At 52.0% G+C, this 12,936-nt stretch carries 13 protein-coding genes and 1 pseudogene; 6 read left to right on the top strand and 8 right to left on the bottom strand.

Features of this window, described 5'->3' with window-relative positions:
- Positions 1-7 precede the first annotated feature (7 nt).
- Positions 8-733, top strand: coding sequence for an SDR family oxidoreductase (locus CKQ53_RS14085; protein WP_094118916.1), 726 nt, complete (start codon positions 8-10; stop codon positions 731-733).
- A 123-nt stretch (positions 734-856) separates the two neighbouring features.
- Here the strand turns inward: CKQ53_RS14085 and CKQ53_RS14080 are convergent.
- Positions 857-1,988 (bottom strand): IS3 family transposase gene (locus CKQ53_RS14080; protein ID WP_409359777.1). Its coding sequence is split into 2 segments (ribosomal slippage): positions 857-1,739 and positions 1,738-1,988, totalling 1,134 coding nucleotides; the frame shifts between segments, so codons are not numbered across the junction.
- 105 nt (positions 1,989-2,093) lie between these two features.
- Here CKQ53_RS14080 and CKQ53_RS14075 point away from each other — a divergent pair.
- The gene (locus CKQ53_RS14075) at positions 2,094-2,732 is read left to right on the top strand and encodes a ComEC/Rec2 family competence protein (RefSeq protein ID WP_244200954.1); all 639 of its coding nucleotides are present in this window, start codon (positions 2,094-2,096) and stop codon (positions 2,730-2,732) included.
- 11 nt (positions 2,733-2,743) lie between these two features.
- On the opposite strand, the gene CKQ53_RS14070 is transcribed toward CKQ53_RS14075, so the two are convergent.
- The 4 genes and pseudogenes from CKQ53_RS14070 to pth form a co-directional block, all read right to left on the bottom strand.
- Positions 2,744-3,855, bottom strand: a protein-coding gene (locus CKQ53_RS14070; RefSeq protein WP_118894719.1) for an IS3 family transposase whose coding sequence is annotated in 2 segments (ribosomal slippage) — positions 2,744-3,594 and positions 3,594-3,855 — 1,113 coding nt in all. Because the reading frame shifts where the segments join, the coding sequence is not laid out codon by codon here.
- Positions 3,856-3,963: 108 nt separating this feature from the next.
- Positions 3,964-4,122 (bottom strand): annotated as a pseudogene (locus CKQ53_RS14060) (transposase); the annotation flags it as partial.
- A 307-nt stretch (positions 4,123-4,429) separates the two neighbouring features.
- A complete protein-coding gene (gene ychF / locus CKQ53_RS14055) occupies positions 4,430-5,521 on the bottom strand; it encodes a redox-regulated ATPase YchF (protein WP_094118754.1) in 1,092 nt (363 codons plus the stop codon).
- A gap of 121 nt (positions 5,522-5,642) precedes the next feature.
- Positions 5,643-6,230, bottom strand: a complete 588-nt coding sequence (pth, locus tag CKQ53_RS14050) for an aminoacyl-tRNA hydrolase (protein WP_085652037.1) — start codon at positions 6,228-6,230, stop codon at positions 5,643-5,645.
- 293 nt (positions 6,231-6,523) lie between these two features.
- On the opposite strand from pth, the gene ychH reads away from it, so the two are divergent.
- On the top strand, positions 6,524-6,796 hold the full coding sequence (gene ychH, locus CKQ53_RS14045; protein WP_085652036.1) for a stress-induced protein YchH: 273 nt from the start codon (positions 6,524-6,526) through the stop codon (positions 6,794-6,796).
- An 81-nt stretch (positions 6,797-6,877) separates the two neighbouring features.
- On the opposite strand, the gene prs is transcribed toward ychH, so the two are convergent.
- From prs to lolB, 3 genes are all read right to left on the bottom strand, one after another.
- A complete protein-coding gene (gene prs, locus CKQ53_RS14040; protein ID WP_139824065.1) occupies positions 6,878-7,825 on the bottom strand; it encodes a ribose-phosphate diphosphokinase in 948 nt (315 codons plus the stop codon).
- Positions 7,826-7,937: 112 nt separating this feature from the next.
- A complete protein-coding gene (ispE, locus tag CKQ53_RS14035) occupies positions 7,938-8,810 on the bottom strand; it encodes a 4-(cytidine 5'-diphospho)-2-C-methyl-D-erythritol kinase (protein ID WP_118895113.1) in 873 nt (290 codons plus the stop codon).
- 3 nt (positions 8,811-8,813) lie between these two features.
- On the bottom strand, positions 8,814-9,434 hold the full coding sequence (gene lolB, locus CKQ53_RS14030; RefSeq protein ID WP_094118753.1) for a lipoprotein insertase outer membrane protein LolB: 621 nt from the start codon (positions 9,432-9,434) through the stop codon (positions 8,814-8,816).
- A gap of 209 nt (positions 9,435-9,643) precedes the next feature.
- Here lolB and hemA point away from each other — a divergent pair, with 209 nt between their 5' ends.
- From hemA to prmC, 3 genes are read left to right on the top strand one after another with little or no spacing between them, the layout of a single operon-like run.
- Positions 9,644-10,900, top strand: coding sequence for a glutamyl-tRNA reductase (gene hemA, locus CKQ53_RS14025; protein WP_094118752.1), 1,257 nt, complete (start codon positions 9,644-9,646; stop codon positions 10,898-10,900).
- Positions 10,901-10,946: 46 nt separating this feature from the next.
- Positions 10,947-12,029 carry a peptide chain release factor 1 gene (gene prfA, locus CKQ53_RS14020; protein ID WP_085652031.1) on the top strand — a complete coding sequence of 361 codons (1,083 nt, stop codon included), beginning with the start codon at positions 10,947-10,949 and terminating at the stop codon, positions 12,027-12,029.
- Positions 12,029-12,862, top strand: coding sequence for a peptide chain release factor N(5)-glutamine methyltransferase (prmC, locus tag CKQ53_RS14015; RefSeq protein ID WP_094118751.1), 834 nt, complete (start codon positions 12,029-12,031; stop codon positions 12,860-12,862). Before prfA ends, prmC begins: the two co-directional genes overlap by 1 nt.
- The last annotated feature ends 74 nt before the right edge of the window (positions 12,863-12,936 follow it).

Here is a 12,936-nt window from a genome sequence, read left to right as displayed (position 1 = left end):
AGAATATATGACTCGTAAAGTGATTTTAATTACCGGAGCATCCAGCGGCATTGGCGAAGGAATTGCGCGAGAATTAGCAAAAACTGATGCTGTATTAATGTTGGGTGCCCGGTGCGAAGAGCGTTTATCCACACTGGCAGAGGAGTTGCGTTCTAAAGGAACAGAAGTTGAGATCATGAAACTGGACGTGACCTGCCGCAGCTCTGTGGAAAAATTTGCCACCTTCGCGCTGGAGAAGTGGGGCAGGATAGATGTGATAATCAATAACGCTGGCATCATGCCACTGTCGCTGATGGCCTCGCTGAAAGTGGATGAATGGGATCAAATGATCGATGTAAATATCAAAGGCGTGCTGTATGGCATTGCAGCGGTACTTCCATCCATGTTGGAGCGCTCATCGGGGCATATTATCAATATTGCTTCAGTCGGTGCCCTGTCGGTGTCACCAACCGCTGCAGTCTATTGCGCTACTAAGTTTGCGGTGAGAGCTATTTCCGAAGGTTTGCGTCAGGAAAATAATCAGCTTCGGGTGACCTGCATAAATCCAGGGGTGGTCAGAAGTGAACTGGCAGATAGCATCACCGACCCAACCGCTGCAGAAGCGATGAGAAACTACCGAGCAATTTCACTGCAACCAGACGATATTGGCCGTGCAATAAGATACGTTATTGAACAGCCGGATAATGTGGATGTAAACGAAATAGTGGTCAGGCCGACGCAGACCATGTATTAATTACCTAAAAGGACGAACGTCAATTTTGCTGTGATACCGCTATTGCACTTACCAAAAATGAATATGGACACTAGAGCTTTTGTCACAAGGCTTTGCAAGCCACTTTGAATCGCCACGGATAATCTAGACACTTCCGAGTCGTTGATAATACTGGTTTTCATATTCAGTTGGTGGCATCTGATCGCTCGAACCATGCCGTCGTTTACTGTTATAAAACATTTCGATGTAATCAAAAATATCGCTGTGGGCTTCTTTCCGCGTTCCGTAGAGCTTTTTCATTATCCGCTCACGTTTCAGCAGCTGGAAAAAGCTTTCTGCAACCGCATTATCGTGACAGTTACCGCGACGACTCATGCTACCCTCCAGACCGTGTGATTTCAGGAACGACTGCCACTCATGGCTGGTGTACTGACTGCCCTGATCGGAATGAACCAGCACCTGTTTTTGAGGATTGCGTCGCCACACGGCCATCAGAAGTGCATTTAGGACAATATCTTTTGTCATCCGGGGCTGCATTGACCAGCCGATCACCTTACGCGAGAACAGGTCAACAACCACAGCCAGATACAGCCAGCCTTCGTGGGTCCGGATGTAGGTTATGTCCGTCACCCAACGTTCATCCGGTGCCTCCGGGTTGAACTGCCGCTGGAGCCTGTTGGGCGTCACGATACTGGCTTCTTCCTTGCGTGCCCTTGGGCTACGGTACCCAACCTGAGCCCTTATCCCGGCACGTTTCATCAGTCGCCAGACACGGTTAACTCCGCACTGTTGTCCGGTATCACGCAGGTCGTGGTGGATCTTTCGATAACCATAAACACAACCCGACTCCAGCCAAAACTGCTTTATCTGCCCCGTCAGCTTCAGATCAGCATGATGCCGCCGTGAATCCGGCTGCTGAAGCCAGGCGTAAAATCCACTCGGATGCACATCCAGCACCCGACAGAGCAGGCGAACAGGCCAGAAATGGTTGTTTACCTCATTCGGACAGCTTTGCGAAGTACGCCGCGGCTTTTTTTAATATGTCCCGTTCGTCGGTAACCCGCTTCAGCTCTTTCTGGAGACGGCGGATCTCGGCCTGAGCATCTGACTGTTCTTTATTAGTGGAAGAATCGGGACCGTACTTCTTTATCCAGGCGTAAAGGCTGTGGGTGGTGATGTCGAGACGTGTTGCCACGCTGGAAACAGAATGACCACGATCAACAACCTGTTTCACTGCTTCAATTTTAAACTCTTCGGGATAACGCTTAGCGCTCATAGGTACCTCTCTTTAAGCCATCTTAAATGACTCTGAGGTGTCTGTTAAACCTGTGGCGATTCAACTTCAGTAAATCAAACTGCTCTACCACCTGAAGACCTTGAAGTGATTGACGCCATTATTAAGCGAGGTCATCCGAAAGAGTTCAGTTCCCTCCCTGGCTTTAATGAGATCAGCGCCAGGCAAGGTTCGACATTAGCAACTTTGATCAAAGCTGGAGGGTATGTGTGGAATCGAACGGATGGCACACAAAGCATTTGTACCGACTCCGTGCAACTTAAGCAATTTCAAGATGGTTTAGTAAGGGTACTTACACCGTCAAGAGCTCGATTGAACAGTTTAATTAAATCTTGGCAACGAGACTTAAGGCGCTATGGTTTTACGGGGCCTGTAGGCACAAACCAAGCTATTGACGATGCTTTTGAGCTTAACTTTGAGCACAGCAATAAAGTGAAGGCAAAAGGAGAAATCCTCATATCTGCCGGGTGCAATAAAAGCCTTGAGGAGATATATAAACCGGATGACTCACCGACCAATGCTAGTTCTATTGCAACTATTATCGAACTAGATGGAATTCGATTATTAATGCTTGCAGATGCATTGGCAGAAGATATTTTGATGGAGGTCCGGAGACTGAAGTCTCAAGGAGAGGTCATGATGTTTGATGCAATCAAAATATCTCACCATGGAAGTAACTACAACACTAGCCCTGAACTACTCAGTGTTATAGATGCCCCAATGTAAGCACACCTGTTTTAGTTCCACGCACTTTTTGAGATTTCCGGTTTTTCAGCCATCAGCCGGTATTCTTCCGGTGTCAGGTTATTCAGGGATTCATGGGGCCGCTCACTATTATATTCAGTCAACCAGCGCTCTGTGATTTCCCGTGCTTCATTCAGCGTTCTGAACAGGTAAAAATCCAGGATTTCTGTCCGGTATGTCCGGTTAAAACGTTCGATAAAGGCATTCTGTGTCGGTTTCCCCGGACTAATAAACTCCAGCATCACACCATGCTCTTCAGCCCAGTGTGCCAGCGTCAGTGAGACCAGCTCAGGCCCATTATCCATCCGCATCTTCAGCGGATATCCGCGACTGGCCACGATCCTGTCCAGCACTCTGACGACACGCTGTGCCGGAATATTCAGGTCGATTTCTATCGCCAGCGCTTCGCGATTAAAATCATCCACCACATTGAAGGTTCTGAAACGTCTGCCGCAGACCAGTGCATCATGCATAAAATCAATAGACCAGCTCTGGTTCAGCGCCTCCGGCGTTGCCAGCGGTGCCGGGTTGCGTACCGGCAGACGTTGTTTTCCCTTGCGGCGAAAATTCAGTTTTAATAGACAGTAAATTCGATGAACTCGCTTATGGTTCCAGGCGTTGCCCTGCCTGCGCAGCACCAGGAACAGTTTCTTAAAGCCATACCGTGGATAACGCTCAGCCATTTCTGTTAGCGCCTGGATCACGGGCTCATCCCGGCGGGTATCGGGCTGGTAAAAATACACCGTCCTGCTCAACGATAATGTCCTGCACGCCTGGCGTAAGCTCATCGAAAATTGCGTCGTCAGATAGCTGACAAGCTCACGCTTTATCGCTGGTTTTAAAGCTTTTTTTCAATAATGTCTTTCAGTGCCCGACATTCCAGACTCAGGTCGGCGAACATCTGTTTGAGACGACGATTCTCGTCCTCAAGATCTTTGATTTTTTTGATATCAGCAGCTTCCATACCGCCATATTTCGCCTTCCAATTGTAATAGCTGGCTTCAGAAATCGTGGCCTCGCGGCAGACGTCTTTGACGGTCCGCCCGGCTTCGACGGACTTCAGGACGGCGATGATCTGGTGCTCAGTAAATCGGGCTTTACGCATGGCGATCTCCTTAAGGGGACATAATCAGTATGTCGGAAGATCTCTAAAAGTGAATGGTTTGGTTTACCGGGATGCTTACAGCACTAAAAACCGGAGGGACTACACCTGCTGCTCGCTATTATCAGGTTTTATGGCGCGTAGCCACTTGTAGAGGCTGTGTGCGGAGACACCCAGGCGGTCGGAAACTTCAGCAACGGAATAGCCACGCTCAGTGATCTGCCGGACGGCCTTTTCCTTAAATTCAGGTGTAAATCGTGGTGTGCCCATACGCTCCTCCTATGCTCAAAATATAGGGCAGGATTGTCTACCGTGGCTGGGGCAGTCCAGCTTGGCAGTGCGGCATTGCGTATCAGTGAGCATAACGGAGCCTTGTTTATTTATTATACCATTATTGTACTCACTTAAAATGAAGATGGAAGAATGTTGTACTCATCCATGTACTCATTTTTGACAGCGTTGTTACGAGATGAATTGAGACATTGTGAAATGAAAAATCCACGCAATTGCGTGGATTTTATAGAGTTTTACCGTTTTTCTGAGATTCAGCGAAACCTCATGAGACAGCAAGTTTTATTTAGACGTTAAACAAGAAGTTCATGATGTCGCCGTCTTTCACGATGTACTCTTTACCTTCTGAACGCATTTTTCCGGCTTCTTTAGCGCCTTGCTCACCTTTGTAGGTGATGAAGTCTTCATAAGCGATGGTCTGGGCACGGATGAAGCCTTTTTCGAAGTCGGTGTGGATCTTACCGGCGGCCTGCGGGGCAGTCGCGCCGACAGGGATGGTCCACGCACGGACTTCTTTTACTCCAGCGGTGAAGTAAGTCTGGAGGCTCAACAGCTCATAGCCTGCACGAATAACGCGGTTCAGACCCGGTTCTTCCAGTCCCAGCTCTGCCATGAACTCGTCACGTTCTTCATCATCCAGCTCGGCGATATCCGCTTCAACGGCGGCACAAACCGCAACCACGACTGAACCTTCTTTCGCGGCAATCTCACGCACCTGATCCAGATACGGGTTATTTTCGAAGCCGTCTTCGTTGACGTTGGCGATGTACATCGTGGGTTTCAGCGTCAGGAAGCTCAGGTAACGGATCGCGGCTTTTTCTTCGTCGCTCAGGTCAATGGCACGCAGCATACCGGCGTTTTCCAGCTGCGGCAGGCATTTCTCCAGCGCAGCCAGCTCAGCTTTAGCGTCTTTATCGCCGCCTTTGGCTTTTTTCTGGATGCGGTGGATAGCGCGTTCACAGGTGTCCAGGTCGGACAACGCCAGTTCGGTGTTGATGACGTCGATATCGTCAGCCGGGTCGACTTTGTTGTTTACGTGGATGATGTTGTCGTTTTCGAAACAACGAACAACATGCCCGATCGCTTCAGTTTCACGGATATTGGTCAGGAACTGGTTGCCCAGACCTTCGCCCTTAGAGGCGCCTTTAACCAGACCGGCGATATCCACGAACTCCATCGTGGTGGGCAGGGTACGCTGCGGTTTAACGATCTCGGCCAGTTTGTCCAGACGCGGATCCGGCATCGGTACGACGCCGGTGTTCGGTTCGATGGTACAAAACGGGAAGTTGGCCGCATCAATACCTGCTTTAGTCAACGCGTTGAAGAGGGTGGATTTACCCACGTTAGGCAGCCCAACAATACCGCATTTGAATCCCATGTTTATATCACCTTAAATAACTTGTTAATCAGACTGTTAATGCAACAGCCTGTTTGAATATGAAAATGACGCCCAATTATACACAAATGCAGGGGCGTTATGCGATTGACCCCGTCAAACCTTAAGATGCCTTGAAGGCATGCAGCCGATTCATCGCTTTGACCATGCCTTCTCGCATCATGATGTCGGTGCAGCTCAAAGCTTCATCAATAGACTGATCGATCAAGGTCTGTTCGCTGACGGGCGGCTTGCCCAGAACGAAACCAACGACTTTATTTTTGTCACCCGGATGGCCAATGCCGATACGCAGTCGGTGAAAATTCGGGTTATTCCCCAACTTGCTGATGATGTCTTTCAGGCCGTTGTGACCGCCGTGGCCGCCACCCAGCTTGAGTTTGGCGACACCGGGTAACAGATCCAGCTCGTCATGTGCGACTAGAATTTCATCAGGCTGGATGCGGTAAAACGTCGCCATCGCCGCTACGGCCTTGCCGCTGAGGTTCATAAAGGTGGTAGGTACCAGCAAACGGACGTCATGCCCAGCTAATGTCAGGCGCGATGTGTAACCGTAAAATTTGCTTTCTTCTTTGAGCGGCTGGCGGTGGGATTCAGCCAGACGGTCGATATACCAGGCGCCCGCATTATGGCGGGTAGATGCATATTCAGCACCCGGATTCGCCAGCCCCACAATCAGTTTGATACTGCTCACGATACTTTTCCAGATAGGGCGTTACGCCAGTAACGCTGAAGTCAGAGACAAATAACAGGCTCGCTAGTTTACACGCCGGGGGAGGGGATCACCAATATCACTGCCGCCGTGAGGGGCACAAAGCCGTCATTTGTCTGAGCACCGAAAAGAAATTGTCGTCAAAGTGACTATTTTTTATTCATTTTCTGTGATCGCGTACGCAACGGAGAATAGCCCAGCGCCTATAATTTTGAGTAATAAGAGGGACCGCCAGGACATCCCCGTTATCTGTCAAACCTTTACAGGAGGTGGATATGAGACGCAAACATGCCGTAATGACAGGAAATCTGCTGATGAGCGTCGGCCTTGTGCTGATGGTCGCCAGCGTCGCCTACGCCATTATCAGCCAACTACCGGGCTGGCACCTGCTGGGCTCGGGCCGCTATCTGGATCTGATGGGAATATTTTCCGGCGCGATCGTCTGGCTTATCGGCGCACGTATCGGCGGGAGAGATTCGGTGTCTGACCGCTATTGGTGGGTGAAGCATTTCGATAAACGCTGCCGTCGAAGAGAACGTCTTCCCTAAGCGCACGTCAACGTCGTACTGAACCAACAAAAATGCCATCGGAAAACCGATGGCATTTTCTTACATCACTGACGTGAACGATTAATGTTCGAACATGGCAGAGATGGACTCTTCGTTGCTGATGCGGCGAATGGCTTCAGCCAGCATGCCTGACAATGTCAGCGACCGCACATTCGGCAGCGCTTTGATGTTATCAGCCAGCGGGATGGTATCGCAGACAATCACTTCATCGATCTGAGAATTTTTGATGTTGTCGTGAGCATTGCCGGAGAAGATCGGGTGAGTAGCGTAAGCAAACACACGTTTCGCTCCGCGCTCTTTCAACGCTTCTGCGGCTTTACACAGCGTACCGCCGGTATCAATCATGTCATCCACCAGGATGCAGTCACGACCCGCGACGTCACCGATGATATGCATCACCTGAGAAACGTTGGCGCGAGGACGACGTTTATCGATGATGGCCATATCCGTATCGTTCAGCAGTTTCGCAATGGCACGAGCGCGAACGACACCACCAATATCCGGAGAGACGACGATCGGGTTATCCAGATCTTGCTGCAGCATGTCTTCCAGCAGGATCGGGCTACCAAATACGTTATCTACCGGCACATCAAAGAATCCCTGGATCTGCTCAGCATGCAGGTCAACCGTCAGAACGCGGTCAACACCAACGCTGGAAAGGAAGTCTGCAACAACTTTTGCCGTAATAGGCACACGAGCGGAGCGGACGCGACGGTCCTGGCGAGCATAGCCGAAATAGGGGATTACCGCGGTGATTCGTCCAGCAGAAGCACGGCGCAGAGCATCAACCATGACAACCAGCTCCATCAGGTTATCGTTGGTCGGTGCGCAGGTGGACTGGATGATGAAAATATCACCACCACGGACATTTTCGTTGATTTGCACGCTGACTTCGCCATCGCTAAAGCGACCGACGGCGGCGTCACCAAGGCTGGTGTACAAACGGTTGGCAATACGTTGTGCTAGTTCCGGGATGGCGTTACCAGCAAAAAGCTTCATATCAGGCACGAGAAGAACCTCAAGCTTGCGTCCAGAGAAATACTCGACCCACTGGGGTAGGAAGAATATGCATACGGGTATGGGTAAAGAGCGTTAAAACACCACTGATGCCGGTGGTTTTTTAGCGACCCTCGGGTAGTCCGGAAAGCGTTTGTTGCAAGGGGGATACATTAGCACCGCGAGCAATAAAACCGTTTAAATTTTCCGGGGCTTGGTCGAGCACATGACGAGCAGCAGACTCGGTGTCGAATTCTGCAAACACACAAGCGCCTGTGCCGGTCAAGCGCGCCGGGGCGTATTCTAACAGCCATGAAAGTAGCTGTTCAACCTCACGAAAACGTTTTCTTGCTACAGGTTCACAATCATTGGCGAAGGGATAAGCCAATAATGACTGCAATGTGCGCACGGGAGAATCTCGTTTGAGATCCGGATCGTTGAAGATCTCCGGCGTCGAGATGCTGATGCCTGGGTGGGCGACCAGATACCATTTTTCTTCCGGCTCGACGAACGTCAGTGCCTCGCCGATGCCTTCCGCAAAGGCGGCGTGACCGCGAATAAACACCGGGACATCGGCGCCAAGTCGTAACCCCAACTCCGCCAGCGTTTCGGGCGATAATCCGCATCCCCACAAATAATTCAGCGCTACCAGAACGGTGGCTGCATTTGACGAACCGCCGCCAAGTCCGCCGCCCATCGGCAGCCGTTTATCGATGGCGATGTCTGCGCCGGAGAAGGGACGGTCGTGCTGGCGGCAATACGTTTGCAACAATGCGGCCGCCCGAACGATCAGATTTTGTTCGGCGGGAACGCCGTCCATGTCGGTCAACAGCGAAATCGTCTCTCCGGCGCGAGGCGTGATGGTCAACGTATCGCCATAATCCAGAAACTGAAACAGCGTCTGCAGATCGTGGTAACCGTTGGCCCGACGGCCGGTGATATAGAGAAATAAATTCAGTTTGGCCGGAGACGGCCAGGTTATTTTATTCGTCGACATGGCTTACTGAACCGTCCAGCTGTCCATTCGCAGCTTGATGCGCTGTTCGCCCTGACTTAATTCGAGGCTCTTCGGCATTGGCATAATGCTGTCGGTGTACTGCTGGTATTTGACGTTCCAGCTCTGACCGCCCTGCTGGTAGGTGACCGTGTGCAGCAGATAGTGTTGGTCGAGCGTAAACTGCTGGGCATCGCCGGGCAGGCCGACAATCCATTGACGCAGGTTATTCATCGGGATATCCATCCCGGTCAACTGGCGCACCATGTCTTCGGCGTCTTTACCTACGTAACGTTTACCCTGTCCGTCGGTAATTTGGATGCTATCCGGCTGTGCTTTTAACTCCAGTTCAGTACTGCCGAGAGGATTGGTGAGAAGAAGGCGATAGTTTTGCGCAGACGTTTGTTGCCAGAAGAAGCGTGCATAAAGTTTTTGCCTATCTGAAATATAGGCAAAGGACCCGCGGGTTTCGTATTGGTTCAAATGTTGTACTTTTTGTTCATGCTGTCGCCACTGCGGGGAAGTCGGACTTTGCCCGGGTAATTCTGGCTGTCGCGTACTACAGGCCGTCAGCAAAATACTCGCGAGAGGCAGTAATTGCAGGCAACGGACAAGTTTTTTTGACATGGATTTGGCGTCCTCTGAAACAGGAAAAATGCGGGATAAGGTGTCACGCTAGCGGGCTTCATGTGTATCGTCAATCATTGTTATCGCCGCCTAAAAATGGCCAACAGCCGTAAATGGGGCTGATCCCTTCACTTTTCTTGAATGGTGGCTTCAAGTAGAATGCCCCCACAGATGAAGTCCATACTAATATCGGTATTACTCAAAGACTCATGACCCTGCTCGCGCTTGGCATTAATCATAAAACGGCTCCGGTTTCTTTGCGTGAACGCATTGTGTTCTCGCAGGATAAACTCGGAGCAGCGCTGCACAGCCTGTTACAGCAACCGCTGATACAGGGTGGGGTACTGCTATCCACCTGTAATCGCACTGAACTCTACCTGAGCGTAGAAGCCGAAGAAAATCGGCGTGAACAGCTCATCCACTGGCTGTGCGAATTCCATCACCTTAGCACGGACGACGTCCGTAAAAGTCTGTATTGGCATGAGGGCAACGCGGCTGTCAGCCACCTGATGCGCGTCGCCAGCGGCTTGGACTCCTTAGTCCTTGGCGAACCGCAGATTCTCGGACAGGTCAAAAAGGCGTTTGCCGAATCCCAGCGTGAACGTTCTTTGTCAGGCGATTTGGAGCGTCTATTCCAGAAATCCTTTACCGTTGCGAAACGCGTTCGCACTGAGACGGATATCGGCGCCAGCGCCGTATCCGTTGCCTTTGCAGCCTGTACGCTGGCGCGTCAGATTTTCGAATCGTTGTCTGAGGTCAATGTCCTGTTGATCGGTGCGGGCGAAACAATCGAGCTGGTGGCGCGTCATTTACACGAACATCAGGTCAAGCGCATGTGGATCGCCAACCGGACGCGTGAGCGAGCACAGGTACTGGCCAGCGAAGTGGGCGCGGAAGTCATCGCGCTAAGCGAACTGGACGGCCAACTGGCACAGGCGGATATCGTCATTAGTTCCACGGCCAGTACGTTGCCGATTGTGGGGAAAGGGATGATGGAGCGCACGCTCAAAGTGAGGCGTAACCGACCTATGCTAATGGTCGATATTGCCGTGCCACGCGATATCGAGCCGGAAGTTGGCAAGCTGCCCAACGTTTACTTATACAGCGTGGATGATTTGCATGCGATCGTGCAGCAGAACCTGGCGCAACGCAAAGCGGCGGCCGTGCAGGCAGAATCTATCGTGCAGCAGGAAAGTTCGGAATTTATGGGCTGGATGCGTTCGCAGACGGCGGTAGAAACCATCCGGGATTACCGTTCTCAGGCGGATATGTTGCGTGAGGAAATGACGACCAAGGCGCTGGCGGCGATCCAGCAGGGCGGGGACGTAGAAGCTATCGTGCAAGAACTGACGTATCGCCTGACAAACCGGTTAATTCATGCTCCAACCATCTCTCTTCAGCAGGCTGCTCGCGACGGCGATCAAGACCGTTTGCAAATTTTGCGTGACAGCCTCGGCTTGAACTAGCATCCTTCTCACCCTTTTCGATTAACGACAGGATATAACACCACGCATGAAGCCTTCTATTGTTGCCAAACTGGAAGCACTGCAAGAGCGCCATGAAGAAGTCCAGGCGCTGTTGGGCGATCCCGGCGTGATTGCCGACATGGACCGTTTTCGAGCTTTGTCCCGGGAATATGCTCAGTTGACCGACATTACCCGTTGTTTCCAGCGCTGGCAGCAAACGCAGGAAGATATCGTGACGGCGGAAGCGATGCTGGACGATCCTGAAATGCGCGAAATGGCGCAGGAAGAGCTGAGCGAAGCAAAATCAGCGGGCGAAGAGCTGGAACAGCAACTGCAGGTACTGCTGTTGCCGAAAGATCCTGACGACGATCGTAGCTGCTATTTGGAAATTCGTGCCGGCACCGGCGGCGATGAAGCCGCGATTTTCGCCGGCGATCTCTTCCGTATGTATAGTCGTTACGCAGAATCACGGCGCTGGAAGGTCGAAGTGGTCAGCGCCAGCGATGGCGAACATGGTGGCTACAAAGAAGTGATCGCTAAAGTTATCGGTGACGGTGCATACGGACAGTTGAAGTTTGAGTCCGGCGGCCATCGCGTGCAGCGTGTGCCTGCGACGGAGTCCCAGGGGCGTATCCATACCTCGGCCTGCACCGTGGCCGTGATGCCGGAAGTGCCGGAAGCCGAACTGCCGGAGATTAATCCGTCAGATTTGCGCATCGATACCTTCCGCTCCTCCGGCGCGGGCGGACAGCATGTCAACACCACCGACTCCGCTATCCGCATCACGCACATTCCTACCGGCATTGTCGTGGAGTGTCAGGATGAGCGTTCGCAGCATAAGAACAAAGCTAAAGCGCTTTCCGTGCTGGGCGCGCGTATTCGTGCCGCAGAAGTGCAAAAGCGTCAGCTTGAAGAGGCGTCGACGCGCCGAAACCTGCTGGGCAGCGGTGACCGTTCCGACCGTAACCGTACCTATAACTTCCCGCAGGGCCGCGTAACCGATCATCGCATTAACCTGACCTTGTACCGTCTGGATGAAGCGATGGAAGGCAAGTTGGATATGCTGATCCAACCGATCGTGCAGGAGTACCAGGCTGATCAGCTCGCCGCATTGTCCGAGCAAGAGTAATGAATTATCAAAGCTGGCTGCAGCAGGCCATTCAACGGTTGCAGGACAGCGACAGTCCCCGGCGCGATGCGGAAATTCTGCTCGGTTTCGCGACGGGGAAGGCGCGGACTTTTATCATGGCCTTTGGTGAAACTACGCTGTCAGAGGCAGAGCAGCGGCAACTGTCGCAACTGCTTGAACGGCGTGTTGCCGGTGAGCCCATCGCCTATCTGATCGGGCAAAAAGAGTTCTGGTCACTGCCACTTAACGTTTCTCCCGCCACGCTCATACCGCGACCGGACACCGAGTGTCTGGTCGAACTCGCGTTGAGTTACCTTCCGACAGAGCCTGCCGACATACTGGATTTGGGCACCGGCACGGGTGCTATCGTATTGGCTCTCGCCAGCGAGCGGCCGGATTGCCGCGTGCAGGGCGTGGATGTTCAGCCCGAAGCGGTGACGTTAGCAAAGGAAAATGCCAAACGGCTTGGCATCAGCAACGTCTGTTTTACTCAGGGAAGCTGGTTTTCCGGTGTGAAGGCGCAACGCTTTTCTCTCATCGTCAGTAATCCGCCTTACATCGACGCTGAAGATGTCCACTTGTCGCAAGGCGACGTGCGTTTCGAGCCGAGCAGCGCGCTGATTTCTGGCGAAGCGGGCCTGGCGGATTTGCGCGTTATTATCGCCGCATCTCCCGAGTACCTCCTACCCGGTGGCGGATTACTGTTGGAACATGGCTGGCAGCAGGGCGCAGCGGTGCGTGATTTACTGAAACAGCACGGTTTTCTTCGGGTTGAAACCTGCAAAGACTACGGCGGCAACGATCGGGTTTCGTTGGGTTTTTGGCCGAAGTGATGCTCCTTTCACCCCAAATGACGACAAAGTGATACTCATCGCTCATTTTGCCTCTCCCTATCCGTGGAGTGCTG

Origin of the sequence: Lonsdalea britannica (genome assembly GCF_003515985.1) — a bacterium.
GTDB classification, from domain to species: Bacteria; Pseudomonadota; Gammaproteobacteria; order Enterobacterales; family Enterobacteriaceae; genus Lonsdalea; species Lonsdalea britannica.
Note: the sequence above shows the minus strand (reverse complement) of the source record. Positions and strands in the feature narration are given on the sequence as shown.